This is a genomic window from Actinomyces massiliensis 4401292, assembly GCF_000269805.1.
Classification (GTDB): Bacteria; Actinomycetota; Actinomycetes; order Actinomycetales; family Actinomycetaceae; genus Actinomyces; species Actinomyces massiliensis.
In genome coordinates, this window is the sequence record NZ_JH711481.1 from 1,235,075 (window position 1) to 1,249,795 (window position 14,721).

The 14,721-nt window shown below is 70.9% G+C and carries 7 protein-coding genes; all 7 read right to left on the reverse strand.

Going from position 1 to position 14,721, the window contains the following annotated elements; genetic code table 11:
- Window positions 1-101: 101 nt before the first annotated feature.
- Genes W5W_RS15230 through W5W_RS0105260 form a run of 7 tightly spaced genes read right to left on the reverse strand, consistent with a single transcriptional unit; the run spans window position 102 to window position 14,623 of the window.
- Window positions 102-2,099: an RDD family protein gene (locus tag W5W_RS15230; protein ID WP_050980344.1), complete on the reverse strand. Its 1,998-nt coding sequence runs from the start codon at window positions 2,097-2,099 to the stop codon at window positions 102-104.
- A complete protein-coding gene (locus tag W5W_RS0105235) occupies window positions 2,096-4,432 on the reverse strand; it encodes a transglutaminase-like domain-containing protein (protein ID WP_017194629.1) in 2,337 nt (778 codons plus the stop codon). The genes W5W_RS15230 and W5W_RS0105235 overlap by 4 nt, the downstream gene beginning before the upstream one ends.
- Window positions 4,429-5,712 (reverse strand): DUF58 domain-containing protein, encoded by a 1,284-nt coding sequence (locus W5W_RS0105240; RefSeq protein WP_008734037.1) that lies wholly within the window; start codon window positions 5,710-5,712, stop codon window positions 4,429-4,431. Before W5W_RS0105240 ends, W5W_RS0105235 begins: the two co-directional genes overlap by 4 nt.
- An 18-nt stretch (window positions 5,713-5,730) precedes the next feature.
- Window positions 5,731-6,696, reverse strand: a complete 966-nt coding sequence (locus W5W_RS0105245; protein ID WP_017194630.1) for an AAA family ATPase — start codon at window positions 6,694-6,696, stop codon at window positions 5,731-5,733.
- A 60-nt stretch (window positions 6,697-6,756) separates the two neighbouring features.
- The gene (locus W5W_RS0105250; protein WP_017194631.1) at window positions 6,757-12,714 is read right to left on the reverse strand and encodes an Ig-like domain-containing protein; all 5,958 of its coding nucleotides are present in this window, start codon (window positions 12,712-12,714) and stop codon (window positions 6,757-6,759) included.
- Window positions 12,711-13,154 (reverse strand): FAD synthase family protein, encoded by a 444-nt coding sequence (locus W5W_RS0105255; RefSeq protein ID WP_008734056.1) that lies wholly within the window; start codon window positions 13,152-13,154, stop codon window positions 12,711-12,713. The genes W5W_RS0105250 and W5W_RS0105255 overlap by 4 nt, the downstream gene beginning before the upstream one ends.
- Entirely contained in the window at window positions 13,154-14,623 is a 1,470-nt protein-coding gene (locus W5W_RS0105260) for an exopolysaccharide biosynthesis polyprenyl glycosylphosphotransferase (RefSeq protein WP_017194632.1), read from the reverse strand. Before W5W_RS0105260 ends, W5W_RS0105255 begins: the two co-directional genes overlap by 1 nt.
- Window positions 14,624-14,721: the final 98 nt, after the last annotated feature.

The window sequence follows — 14,721 nt, forward strand, 5'->3', positions numbered from 1 at the left end:
GGCTGATGGGCTGGGAGGGATGGACGCCTGCCGCAGCCTGGCGGTGCTGGCAATAGCAGCCCTGGCAGCCCTGGCAGCCCTGGCCGGCAGTTCCGGTCCTGTCAGTCCTCCACGCGGTAGGCGGCGCTGCCCAGCACGATTGTGGCCCCGGTGGGCACGGGAATCGACTCATTGGGCTTGACCACGGTCACATGGTCCTCCTCCTCGACCCGAGTGCCATTGGTCGAGTGGAGGTCGGTGATCCACAGGCCTCCCGGCGCCAGTGCGAGAGCCGCATGCGTCTTGGAGATCGAGCGGTTCACATCGTTCAGGGATACGCAGGTGGCATCGGGGTATTCGGAGATGTTGTCCGGGTCACGGCCCACGACGGTGGTGGCCTCCAGGTTGATGGGGTCGCCGCCGGTCAGGGGCACCAGCCGGCTTGCGCGCGGGTCCTCGGTGTGGCGGTGTCTGCCTCGGGCGGCGGGCGGCGAGGAGGCCGAGACCGCCGGTCGGGTCGCCTGAGCCGCGGGGACCGAGTCCGCGCTGATGATCGGCTCGGCCGATGCGGCGGATCGGGACGCCATGCGCGACCGGGGCGGCGTCGAGGAGGGGAACAGGGATTCAGACGGCAGCGGCACGATGATGGGCTCCTCAGGTGAAGACGAACGTGGTGCTGACTCAGGTGCAGTCATTGGCGAGAACACCACGGGTTCGCGTGAGGATGGCGAAGACACGCCGTCGGGAATGGCGGCTGCCAGCATGGTCGAGGAAGCTGGGAATGGGCCGGATGGGGCCGGGGAGGCGGGATATGGGCCGGGCGGCATGGCCGGAGACGTGGGAAGAGGATCCCGCATGACCGGGGATGCGGGTGCCGGGTCCGGGGTGGCCGGGGACGCCGGAGAAGCCGGGAGCTCCGGGGATTCCGGGGACGCGGGGGGCGCCGGGGATGCAGGGGATACAGGAGCTATCGGGGATGGCGGGGATACGGGAGCTGCTGGGGACGCTGCGGATGTCGGGGAGGTCGAGAAGGGAGATGCGGTTGCCGGGTCCGGGGTGGCCGGGGGCGTCGGAAGAGAGCCCTGCACGGGTGACGCGGGAGCCGGGTCCAGAGTGGCCGGGGACGCCGGGGCCGGGAATTCCGGGGACGCCGGGGCTGCCGGGGATACGGGAGACGTCGGGAACGCTGGGGAGGTCGGGGATGTCGGGGAGGCCGAGAAGGGAGATGCGGGGAAAGCCGGTGCGGCCGGGGAGGCGGGAAGCGGGTCGGAGGCGGCAGAGGCGACTGAGGAGGTGGGCAGCGGCTCTGGCAGGTCTGGTACCGGCGCGAGTGGCGGGTCGTCCGCGGTCGGGGTGTCGAGCTGTGTGGGGACGGCCGCCCAGGGCACGGAGTCGATGATGGCGCGGTCGGAAGTCGGAGACAGGACCACTGCGCTGGTCGTATCGACGGTGGCGCCGACGTCCGTCGAGGGGTCGGCGTCATTGGGGTTGAGGAAGAATGCGTTGTCGGGGAAGACGTGGGCGTGGGCCCGCGAAGGCGTTCTCGCGGCCGCATGCTGAGGGGGGACGGTCGCCTGCGGCTGATGCCTGATGGACTGGCGCTTCGGAGCCTGCCGCTTGGGGGGCAGCGTGGCGTCGTGCCGCTTGGGCGCAGCGGGCGCCTGCGCCTGGCCGCCGGTCGCCCCCGCCGGGCGGGAGCGCATGGTCACCGCCAGCGTTCCGGCCATGCGATCGTGCCAGCCCTGCCCGCGCGGGTCGATGGACGCCGAGCGCATGAACACGATCGCCCCCAGGCCCACGGTCACGCACAGCAGGTCGGCGTGGATGAACAGGCGCGTCCTCGGCGGACCGCCGGTGGTCGCATCCACCAGGCGCACGCCCATGACCCGTCCGCCGGGGCTCCAGCCGGTCAGGGCGAGGACCAGCTCGCGGGGGACCAGGACGGCCGCGACCGCCACGGGCCACGCGATGAAGGCCTGGGGGATCGCCAGGCCGAGGAGCAGTCCCAGGCCCGCTACCAGTGCGCCGCCGACGACAAGGTCGATCAACCCTGCGATGACGCGGTCGCGCACCGCGGCGGATTGGGCGGTGGCCTGGTTGTACGACGGCGTCGAGGTCACTGGCGTTTCCTCCTGAGTGCGAGACGATCTGTGAATCGCCGGGATATGTGGGGACTCGGCCTGTGCGGGCGCCGCAGAGAGCGCGGTGACAGGCGAGCGGCGAGGCGCCGCATCCGGGAGCGATCCGAACCCATGGCGGGGACCATGGCGTCGGCCGACTCCCAGATTGTGCCCACAGCGTACGACGACGGTATACCCTCGCCGAAGACTTGGGCATCCACAGCTGCCGCGAAACGTGTCAGCTCGGCCGTCGGAAAGGCCGGTGCGAGCGATGATGCCGCCTCGCGGCGGGTGGATCGCGGAGGTGTCCTGCGACCGAAGTCACGTGCCCGGTCCACGACCTCGTCCCATGCGCCGAGCACGCCCTCGACCCCGCTGCGGCCTCGTCGTCGTCGCCGTCGCAGGGACTTGGCGGCCAGGATGGTGGCGATCGGGAGCAGCACGATCCCCAGCCCGCCCGCGACCATGGCCACGATCCGGCCCAGGCCGTGATTGTTGTCATCATTGGAGTCGTCGCGATCCTCGTCCTCGTAGGACGGGGGCAGATGGGCCGGGTCCTGCAGGGGCAGAGGCGGCTGGAGCACCTGCGGCTCGGGGTTGGACACCTTCTCGGTCGTCTGCTGCTGCGGAATCTGATCGCGGTCGGGGACCACGTCGATAGTGATCCATCCCACCGAATGGAAGGGGACCTCCACCCAGGCGCTGATGTCCTCCCCGGTGACATTGGCGGCATTGCCGTCCATGGTGGGCTTGAAGCCCATGACGACGCGCGCCGGAATCCCCAGCGAGCGGCACATGAGCATCATCAGGACGGGGTACTGCTCGTCGTCGCCCACCAGCGAGCCGGCATCCACCATGGAGGCGATGCGGGCGGCGCCGTGCCCGGGAGGGGAGGGGCTCTTGGTGCCGTCGGAGTAGTAGCCGGTGCGCAGCGCCTGCTGCAGCATGCGGATCTGGGCCAGCGGTTCGGACGTCGACCCGACCAGCGTTGTGGCCAGGGTCTGCACCGAGGGGGGCACGTCCTCGACCGGCCCCAGGGCGACGTCGTCAATGCCGAGGTCGGTCAGCTGGGCGTCCGTGGCCGTCTCGGGCGCCTCGACCTGCTCGATCAGGGTATCGCCGCTGGTCAGCCCCGCAGTGGCGATACCGGTGGTCGAGAAGACGTCGTAGTACAGGCTCTGGGAGACGGCCTCCGCACGAGGGCCCGAGACCTCCAGGCCGAGGGTGTCGGCGACGGTGGGCACCCAGGGGAAGGAGTAGTCGTCAATGGTCACGGTGGTTTCGCTGGAGTCCTGCGACTGCGTCGTCCCGTCGCTGGTCAGCGGGGTGTCGTGGCCGATGCGCTGGAAGCGGGCCGCGCCGTTGGCGGATGCACTGATTCGGGCCGACAGTCCGTCGTAGGAGTCCAGGGCCGCCAGGCGGATGCGGGTGGACTCATCCGCGCCGGAGACGGCCATGAGGGAGTCGGAGGCCATATCCGTCTCCAGGGTCCGCACCAGTGACAGCGGCGTGGCGTACTCGGTGAGGTCCAGCGGCGGTTCGAACAGGTCGCGCAGCACCGTGCGGTTGTGAGGGGCGGCCGGGATGGCCAGCGCCACCACCGTGCCGGTGACCGTCAGCAGGGCGAGCACCCGTAGAAATCCGCGCCGTGAGCCCCTGCCCACGCCCGCATCCTTGGACTCGAGCACTTCGGCGACCCGCTCGCGCCTGCCGCGCTGCGCGGTCACCGCCCACAGCAGGAGTACGCCCGTCACCAGGACCACTCCCAGCTCCGTGGGCATCAGCGCGGTGCGAACGCCCCAGGCGATGGCCAGGCCCGCCTGGGCCATGACGGTCATCCCGGCGATGAGCACGCGGCCCGACAGGGCCGCCCGCGTGGCGATCACGCCGGCGATCAGGCCCACCAGCCATGGGAGCACCGTCATGGACGGGAAGGCGGTCAGCGGCACCGGAAGGGTCAGGGCGTCGCGCCACACCGTGACCGTGGCGGCCAGCACTGCGCGAACCGCCTTCCAGCCGCTGCCGGTGTCCGGCAGGACCCATGGCCCCGCACCCACGTGGACGAGCGCGGTGAGCGCCAGGGTGGGAGCGGGGCCCAGACGGCCCACGAGGCACACGACGGCGACGACCGCCCCCGCCCCGATCCCGATGGCGGCGGCCCGGGCTCCTACGGGGGAGCCGAAGGGCGGCACGAACAGGATGGAGGCGATCAGCGCCAGGACGATGACGAGCCCCAGGTCGATCCACCGGTACGGCGGTATGCCCCGCAGGCCGCTCGCAGTGCGGAGGCCGTCCTTGCGCAGCGGAGCCGGGGCCGACGATGAAGCACTCACGATGCCCTCCTCATAATGCGCGGGAGGGATTCGATCCGATCCAGGTCGTAGGCGGTCACTCCGCCCACGGAGCGGCGTCCCATGGCGTTCGAGCCGCAGCGCAGCGCCAGCACGACCGCGTCCAGGGGCGTCAGGGTGCGCACCCGTGCCAGCGTCTGCTCCTCGCAGCGCTGCCCGGTGACCAGGATGATGACGGATGCCTCGGGATGGCGGGATGAGGCTTGGCGGGCCAGGTCGTCGCAGCCCTGGATCGCGGTCGATGTCACCAGGCAGGAGGCGTCGAGCAGCCGCAGCCCGGTGGCGGTGGGCAGTTCCTCATCCTGGGTCGCCAGCGTCACCTCGCGGCCGTCGCTGATCGCGTCCAGACTCAGGGAGCAGGCCACCGAGACGGCCGTCTCGAAGTCCTCCTCCACCTCGTAGTCGTCGATGAGGCAGTCCAGGAGGATCAGCAGGCTGGAGCGGTGCGTCTCCTCGAACTGGCGGACCATGAGGCGCCCGGTGTGGGCGGTCGTGCGCCAGTGGATATTGCGGCGGTCATCGCCGGGCACGTAGTCGCGCAGGGCGTGGAAGGAGACGTCGGAACTCGACAGCTCCTGGGTGACCGCTCCCTCGACGTCGCGCATGAGCCCGTGCAGCGAGGATCCCACGCGGACGGTGCGCGGGTGGATGTGGACGAGCTGGGCCTGAGTGCGGGTGCGCTCGCGGCGCAGCAGCCCGACGGGATCGCTCTGGACCGAGACCACGGGGCCGACGGTGACGACGCCGCGTCGCGCGGTCGGCAGCACGAACCCGCGCTCATGGATGGTGGCGGGACGCAGGGTGGGCACGGCGAAGACGGCGGTGCCCGGGCCCACGGGCATCTCCATGCGGGCGGGCAGCAGCGGGCGGCCGGTGGGGTTGAGGACCGTGAGGTGGATGATCGCCTCGTCGCCGACCGTCACCCGCGGCTCGAGCAGCTCGTGGGACACGCGGTGCGCGCCGTGCGGCAGAAGCCATAGCCAGGAGGTGCTCACGACGACGGCCAGGACCGCGGCCGCGCTCCACGCCTCCTGCCAGCCCAGCCGGAATGCGGCCGAGCCGGTGACGATCAGCAGCAGCAGGCAGGCCCAGCCGATGGGGGTGACCAGACGCAGTGCCCAGTTGGGGGTCGAGACGCCGTCGATGATGCGGCGCAGGGGGACCGACTCGTGCCACGCGGGTGCTGAAGGCGTGGCGCCGCGCCGGCGGGCGCCGTCGCGTCCGGGCCGCGGTTGCGCTGGGGCGGGTTGAGGTGCGGGCATGCTGCTGAGCCGTCGGGACTAGAGGCGGGTCGTGGGCGCGGGCGTCTCCTCCAGGGCGCGCGTGATGACGCCGCGGGCGGTGGCGCCGGAGAACTCGGCGTCGGGGTCCATGACCAGCCGGTGGGCCCAGACGACGTCGGCGAGCTCCTTGATGTCGTCCGGAAGGACGTAGGCGCGTCCCCGGGAGGCCGCCCAGACCCGGGCGACGCGCGTCATGGCGATGGCGCCGCGGGTGGATACGCCCAGACGCGTGTCGGGGGAGTTCCGAGTGGCTTCGACCAGGGCGCCGATGTAGTCCAGGACCGAGCCCTCGACGTGATTGCCCGCGGCCAGATCGGCCATCTGGGCCACCGCCGGGGCGGTGATGACCGTATTGAGGGCCCTGGAGCGGTCGGGGTGGGCGGAGTCGGCGAGAATCCGGGTCAGGGCCTGCCGATCGGGGTAGCCGATGGTGGTCTTGACCAGGAAGCGGTCGAGCTGGGCTTCGGGCAGGCGGTAGGTGCCCGCCTGCTCGATGGGGTTCTGGGTGGCGATGACCATGAAGGGGCGGCCCGTCTCGTGGCGCTCGCCGTCGACGGTGACCGTGGATTCCTCCATGACCTCCAGCAGCGCCGACTGGGTCTTGGGCGAAGCGCGGTTGATCTCATCGGCCAGGACCACGGAGGCGAAGACGGGCCCCGCGTGGAACTCCCACTCATGGGCCTTCTGGTCGAAGATGGTCACGCCCGTGATGTCGCTCGGCAGCAGGTCGGGGGTGAACTGGATGCGCGAGTGCGTGCCCTGAACGGTGGCCGCCAGCGCTCGGGCCAGGGCGGTCTTGCCCGTCCCGGGGGCGTCCTCCAGCAGGAGGTGCCCCTCGGCGAGCATGGTCGTCAGCGCCAGGCGCACCACGTCCTCCTTGCCCAGGAGGGCCTGGCCGACATTGTCGACGATGCGCGTGAAGGTGTCGGCGAACCATGCCGCGTTGTCCTGAGAGAGGGCCATGGACGGGCGACCTCCTGAGAAGTGTGAGTTAAAGACGCTATAGGGACATGCATGCGGAGTCTACTGCTGGGTGCACGTGATCTTGAGATTGGGGTCCTGGCTCCGGTGCGGGAACCGCTTGTGGCCGTTGCCGGAGGAATCCACCGCGATACTGTCCGTGTACGTCTTGAGCTGGCCGTCCACCCTGTCCCGGTAATCGTAGGTGCAGGACGCGGAGCTGTTCGGGCTGAACCCGGACACGTCCAGGACGATCCTCCAGCAGAAGTTCCGCTGGAAGCCGGTCTCGTCGAGATCCTGCTGAGAGCAAGCGGCCTCTTGGGTGTCGGTCGTGATGGTGAAGGTCTTCGAGCCGACGCTCGCCGTGGCCGAGTCGCAGGACCAGTCGGTGGTGCCGGCGCCGTTGGAGGCCCGTACGCACCAGGTGGCGGATTTCCCGGCACCGGGATCGAGCCACTCGACATGGCCCTCCGAGATCGCCCCGGATCCCTTGGTGGAGTAGCCCTCATAGGTGACTGCCTGCCCGCCGGTGTCGCCGGGGGTGAAGCTGCAGCGCACATAGGACCCGGACGGCGAGCAGGAGACCGAGGGGGCCCCGGGCGGTCCGTAGGGCCTGGCCGAGTTGCCGGTGGTCGAGCCGGAGACCGAACCGTCGGGGGAGACGACGCGGGCCTGCACCGTGTATCCCCTGCCGTTCCACAGGCCGGTGAAGTGCGTGCTCCCGGTCCAGCTGGCGCCCCCGTCGATGGAGTACTCCACGTGCAGCTCGCTGGTGGACCAGCCGTTGCCCGCGCTCGCGTAGGCGGGGGTGACGACGTCGATCGTGCCCGACGCTCCGCTGGCCGCGATGACCGGCGGGGACGGCGGGTTGGGGGCGCCGGTGACTTTGAAGTCCGTGGACGGCGACTCCGCGGAGCTGCCGCCGTGGGTGGCGGTCACGCTGATGCTGTAGCTGCCGGGGGACAGCGGCACGTACGCCCCGGTGCTCGTGCCCGCGTCGACCGAGGTCGAGGTGTCCCCGCGGACGTTGACGGTGTAGGAGACTCGTGCGCCCGTTCCGGCCGAGCTCCAGGAGACGTTGACCCCGCCGGCCGCCTGCTGCACCGAGGGCTTGCCCGGGGCGCTCCACGGCCCGGCGGCGTTGGACGTCGCCCACTCCGAGTTGCCGCTGCCGGCGACGACGGCGCGGACCTTGGCCACATAGCTGCCGGAGCCCACGTAGAAGGTGGCCGATGTCCCGCTGGTCGTCTGCCGTTGACCGTCGTCGAGCTGCACCTCGTAGGTGACGGACCAGCCATCGGCGTCCACGGGTGCCCATGAGGCGGTGACCTCGCCCTGGCCGCCGGCGAGCGTGACGCCCGTCGGCCGCGATGGGGTGACTGAAAGCACCTTGGGCGTTGACGCTGCGGAGGGCTCCGAGGAGCCGGCGGCGTTGGTGGCCACCACCTGGAAGGAATAGGTGCCGCCCGTCTGCAGGCCGTAGGCCTCGCAGGGCGAGCCCGTGCAGGTCCAGGTGCCGGCGCCGCCGACCTCGGTGAGCGTGTAGGAGGTGATCGTCGATCCGTGGTCGGATCCCGGCGTCCAGCTCACCGCCATGGAGGAGTCCCCGCGGGGCTCGGCGCTCACCCCGACCGGCGGGTCCGGGACGCCCGAGACCGTCACGGTCACCGTCCCGCTGACGCCGCGCGCCGCGGAGCCGGTGGCGTCCAGCGCCCGGTAGCCCACGACGAGGCGCCCGGTGAAGCCGGCGGCTGGGCTGATGGTCAGCGTCGTGCCCGATGCCGAGACGCTGCCCTGTCCGGAGGTGACCGCCGGCGCGTCCGCCAGCGTGATGGGCTTGCCGGGGAACGGATTGGTCACCAGGGTGGCCACGTCCACCGTCACCGGTGAGCCGTCCGAGGTCAGTGTCGCCGGGGCCGTCGTCATCAGGGGCTTGGTCGAGGCGACCACCTTCAGCGGGAGCTCGGCGCTCACCGACGGATTCGTCCCGTCATCCACCGTGATGGTCACCTCCCCAGTGGTGCCGATGGCGGTGCCCTCCGTCGTGCTGACCGACAGCGTCGATCCGGACAGGCTCACCTCGAAGCCGCTGGGCGCCGAGCCTGCGGTGAAGGAGAGACGGTCGTTGTCGGCGTCCTTGGTCATGGAGGCCAGGTCCGCGGTGGCGGCGCCCTCCCCGGGGGCCGTCAGCACCTGCGTGGGGGTGAACACGGGCGCGGAGTTCGTCGCGGACTCCACGAGGACCGGCAGGGTCAGGGTGGAGCTCAGGGCGTCGTCCCCCGTGCCGTCGGCGACCGTCATGGTCACCGAGGTCAGCCCGAGGAAGCCCGAGGTCGGCGACAGCGACACGGTGTCGCCGCTTCCGCCGACGGTGGCCGAGTCGAGCCCGGTTCCCGTGCGCAGATCAGAGCCGTCGGTGACCGTCAGCGAGGTGCCGGCGCGGGAGCTGATGTAGGTCGACAGGCTCACCTCCGTGGTCCTGCCCGCCGGGATGCGCGCCGGCACCGTGGTTGAGTTCAGACGCGGCCGCAGCTCGGAGCGGGCGGGCACGATGACCACGGCGTTGCCAGTCAGGCCGTCGATGTCCGTGACCGTGTAGAGCACGAAGCGGCGCTCCTCGCCGACCGTGACCCGGATCGACTCTCCATCGACCACTTGAGCGGTCGGGTCGTCGGTGGTCAGCGTCAGGTCCCAGGGGGAGCCGTCCGCGTCGGAGTCGTTGTCCAGGACCGGCACGGTCACCGAGCCGTCCGCCTCCACCTTGTCCACGGTCACGTAATCGTCCACGCCCACCGGGCTGGCCGTGGGCGCGTCGGCGTCCACCTGCACGGTCAGGGTGCCCACATCGGTGCCGCCGCGGGAGTCGGAGACGGTGTAGTGGACCGTGCGCACGCCCTCGGTGGCGGGCAGATTCAGCACGATGCGGTTGGAGCGCACGGACACGCCCAGGGCGTCGTCGTCGGGGACGGGGGTGCCCTCCAGGACGAGGTCGTCGCCGTCGGCGTCGAGGTCGTTGGAGACCACGTCCACGGCCACCGTGCGCCCCGGCTTGGCCACCACCGTGTCGTCGGTGGCCTCCGGCGCGGTATTGGTCGGGGAGGTCGGAGCCACCCCGACGCGCACGGTGGCGCTCGCCTGGGCCCCGAAACGATCCTGGACGGTGTAGGTGAAGGTGTCCGTGCCGGTCGTGCCGTCGGTGGGCGTGTAGGTCATCCAGGAGCTGTCGACCTGGACGGTGCCGCCGGTCGGGGGCTGATTGAGCCCCACCAGGCTCACCGAGTCGCCGTCGGCGTCGATGCCGTCCAGCGGCACGGTGATGTCGACGGGCGCGCCCGCTACCGTGCTCGCCTCCAGGTTCTGCGGGCTGGGGGCGGCGTTGGAGGTGTCGTCGCGGTCGCGCACTTCGATGTCGAGTTGGCCGGTGGCGGTCTGGCCCAGGGTGTCGGTGGCCGTGTAGGTCAGGGTTGTGCGCCCCGGGATGTCGCCGGCCTTCAGGCGCACCGAGTCCTCCGAGACCCACGCGGTGCCCAGGGAGTCCCCGACGGTGCCGAGCTGGTCGGACAGCGTCAGCGCCAGCCCCGAGGGCGAGGTGTCGTTGTCGAGTACCGGGACCGTGACGACGTCGCCCACTCGCACCACCGCGGTGTCGGAGGCCGTGACCGGGACCTGCGCCTCGCCCGAGGTGATGGGGACGACCGTGACGTGCCCGGTCGCCGTCGAGGCGCCGTTGGACACGGTGTACTCGAGGTCCACCTGCTCGGGCACGCTGCCCGAGGAGGTGATCTGCAGCAGGGAGTGGTTGACCACGGTGACGGTCACTCCCGACTCCGGGGGCGCCGAGGCCGACTGGAGTACGAGGATCCCGCCGGAGGGGTCGAAGTCGTTGTCCAGGGGGGAGATGGTCACCGCGCCGCCCTCGCGCAGCAGTGCGGTGTCGTTCTCCGGCACGGGAGGCACCGAGGAGTCGGAGGCGGGCGCGACATCGACGCGGATCACGCCCTTGGCCACTGCCGCGCCGGCCGAGACGTCGTAGGTGAGGTAGTAGGTGCCCGCAGCCTCCGCCTTGAACGTGACGGTGCCCGCCTGCCGGTTGATCTCGGCCGTGGTGCCGGCGGGGGCCTCGTCCAGGCCGGCCAGGCTCAGCGGCTCCCCTGTCGGGGAGGAGTCGTTGTCGAGCGGTGAGATGACCGCCTGGGAGCCGGAAACGACGTGGACGTGGTCCGCGTTGGCGATCGGCGCGGCCGAGTCGGCGGACTGCACGTCCACATCGACCGTGCCCGAGGCCGTCTCGCGGCCATCGGAGACGACCACCGTCAGTGAGCGGGTGCCCGGGGTGCCCGTGAGGTCGCGCACTGTGACCGTGCCCTCGTTCGTCGTGCGCACGTCCAGGCCGTCGCCCTGGGCGGAGACCAGGTAGAGGGTGTCGCCGTCGGGGTCCTGCCAGTTGCCGAGCACGCTGGCGGAGGCGGAGGCGGAGCCCGAGACCACGATCTTCGGGGTCGTGCTCTGCTCGGGAGCTCCGTTGACCTCCCAGGGGTGCACCTCGACGGTGGCCACGGCGGAATCGGACAGACCCCTGCCGTCATCGGCCGTGTAGGGGACCGTGATGATGCCGGCGGCGTCCTCGGCCGTATTCAGGCGCAGGGCCAGGCCGTCCTGCGCCTGCGACACCATGCTTCCCGCCGCGTCGCCGGGAGACGCGGTGAGCACGTCGCCGTCCTGGTCGGAGTCGTTGGCCAGCACCGGCAGAATGGTGGAGCGCCCCGGGCGCACGCCGAAGGAGTCGTCGACGGCCTCGGGCGCGTGGTTCTCCTCGGTTCGCTCGGGCAGGGACTGCGATTCACTGGTCTGGGCCGAGTCATCCTTGTTGGTGGCGTCCTCGTCCGTCTGCGAGGTGATGTCGGTCCAGTTCTCGACCAGCACGAGCTCCTCGTCGGGCAGCCACACCGTGCCCTCGGCGATGTCGTTGAGAACGATGGCGTCCCGGTTGACGCGGAAGACGGGGGCGGTGGAGGCGGCCAGCTTCTCATCGTGCCGGGTCTCGACCTGGCCCGAGCATTGGCGCAGGAACTGGCCCGATCCGGACCATGCGGCGTACACGCAGTAGCCCAGGCGCACCGGGGCGGCGGCCACGCCGTCGGAGGGCTCGCCGTCGTCCGCGGCGGGAAGGGTCGTCGATCCTGATCCGTCCATGCGCACGTTCAGCAGTCCGGTTCGGGAGGCCACCAGGACGGTGTCGGAGGCCGGGCCCGGCTGCTGAAGAGTCAGGCCCGATTCGCCCAGGTCGAGGGTCTTCCCGCCGGGCAGGTGGAGCACTCCCGTGCCGCGTTCCAGGACGACGGTCTGCTCCCCGACGGCGGTCACGGCGATATCCGTGCCGGCTGTCAGCGCTGCTGATTCCGTCTTGGGCTTGCCCCAGCCGCTGGAGCGCACGGGGACGGTCGTGATCGTGCCGGTCTTGGTGGATGCGGCGTGGACGGAGCCGTCGGTGCCGGCGACCGCCACCACCTCCGGGGAGTTCTCGATGAGCGCCGGAGCCGCCGACAGCGAGCCGACGGCGTTGACCGTGGTCGCGCGCACGGTGCCCTCGACGGGGTTGGCGGAGATGACCCGGTCGGCGCCCTGGGAGACAGTGACGCCGCCGGTCAGCGGCGCTCCTGCGGATAGCGAGACGGTCGTGGGGTCCACTGTGGAGACGGTCGAGGCGGCCGTGTCGGGGACCAGGACGTGATCGGCGTTCTGGGTGACGTCGAAGCTGTCGGAGGCGGTGCGGATGGCGCCGTCGACCTGGCGGGACGGATAGTTCAAACGCGCCACGAGGTGCTGGGTGGTGCTGGTGACCCACACCCCGCCATCATTGAGCTCGACGTCGGCCTGGGAGGCCCCCTCGTGCATCCAGGCCGCGACTGCGAGCGCGGCGAAGGCCAGGATGGCGAGCATGGTGGACAGCCGACGGCGCGTCACACGAAAACCGCGGCGATTGCCGAAGCGCCGCGGGAATGTGATGCGCACGGTCCTCACCGCCCGTCCGGCACGGGGGTGCGCGCGGCGATCTCCTGAGCGAGTACACGGCGCAGCATCGTTGAGGAGGTGGTGGGGGTGTAGGGCAGATAGACCACCCGTGCGCCCACCTCCATGATCTGCGCCTCAAGCGCCTTGCCCTTGTCGGTTCCCTCCCAGTCGGTGCCCTTGAACAGGACGTCGAAGGGGGACCGGCGCCAGGCCAGGCGCTTGTCCTGATCGAGATCCGGCACGACCGCGTCGACCATCCGCAGGGCGCTGACCAGGGCCATGCGCTCGGTATGGGGAACGATGGGCGGACGTCCCTTCATGCGCTCCAGGGACTCGTCGGTGGCGACGCCCACGATGAGGCGGTCGCACCGGGCGGCAGCGGACGTGAGAATGTTGAGATGCCCGATGTGGAGCATATCGAAGCCACCGGGTACGTAGCCGGTGAGCATCAGTAGGCTCCCCGTCCCCCGACAACCGCTTTCAGAGTGTTGGCGAGGATCTCCACGTCGAGCTGCGCGCCGCGGTTCTCGACGTAGTGCCGGTCCAGGGCGACCGTCGAGTCCCAGGACAGATCGGAGCGTCCCGAGACCTGCCACAGACCGGTCAACCCTGGCTTGACCAGGAGCCGGCGACGGGCCTCGGAGTCGTATTCCGCGACCTCCTGGGGCAGTGCCGGCCGGGGGCCGACCAGGCTCATGTCACCGCGCACCACGTTGAAGAGCTGGGGAAGCTCATCCAGGGAGGTGCGGCGCAGGACGCGTCCAACCCGCGTGATGCGGGGGTCTCGACGATCCTTGAAGAGCACCTTGTTTCCGGCATCGCCACCGGCGGCGACGACGGCCGCGCGACGCGCGTCCGCATCGATGTACATCGAGCGGAGCTTGAACATGGTGAAGTGGCGGCCGCGCTCGCCCACGCGGATCTGGGTGTAGAACGCTGGGCCGGGCGAGTCCAGGCGGATCGCCGCGGCGGCGATGAGAAGAACCGGTCCGGCGAGGGCGAGGAGCAGCGTTGCGGCGACGCGGTCCACGAAGTCCTTGGTGACCAGCCGCACCCGGCGCAGGCGCACATCGATCAGACCGCTCCAGCCGTGCGTCACCGGCAGGCCGCGCATGCGGCCGGGAACGACGTCCTGAAGGCCGGGGGCGACGACGAGGCGGGCGGAGGTGGCCTCCAGGGCCCGCATGATGGAGACCAGCGAATCCGGGGTCACGCCGCCGAGTGTCATGACGACGTCGATGTGCTCGGAATGGACCGTGTGCCTGATCGAGTCGGCGTCGCCCAGGGGCGTGGCGGAGGGGGAGCGGCTGGTGGTGGCCGACAGGTAGCCGACGACCAGGAATCCGTCGCCCGGGTGGCGGTGCAGCTGGCGCAGGATGACCTCAGCCCCCGTGCCCATGACGATGAGCGTGCGCCGCAGGCCGTGACCGTCCATGCGGCAGCGGCGCAGCCAGGCGCTCTCGATGCTCCGGTTGATGATCGCCAGGGTCGTCTGGGCGGCGAGCAGGAGCAGCAGGACGGAGATGGTCGAGGAGAGCGGCGCCAAAGCCTGCTTGGCGATGATGGCGATCGGCGCGATCACCGCGGCCGCGGTCAGCAGGCGCCCCCAGCCGGAACGGGCCTGATCGACGACGTCGACCCGCAGCGCCCCGAGGGACCAGGCCAGGAGCAGCATGGCTGCACCGGTGGAGGCCGTCATCAGCGCGCCGGTCGGGTTGACCAGGGCGTGCAGCAGCGTGGGGGTTGCCACGGATGCGATGTCGCCCAGGAGGAGCCAGGCGAGGAGGTCGCGGCGCATGACCGGCCAGGAAGTGAAACCGGGCGAGTCCAGCGGGGGGAGGTACCCGCGCGCGCCCGCCCGCAGCGTGCGCCTTGTGGCGGGCCGCTGTGAGGACTGGAGCGGGATGGTGGGCTGCAAGGCTTCTCCGTGAAGGCGTTAGATGCGGGGGGTGGGATGGGTCGATTGGTGTCGATAAGGAGCTTTAAACGATCTCTGGATGTTCGCTGGGCGTTCTT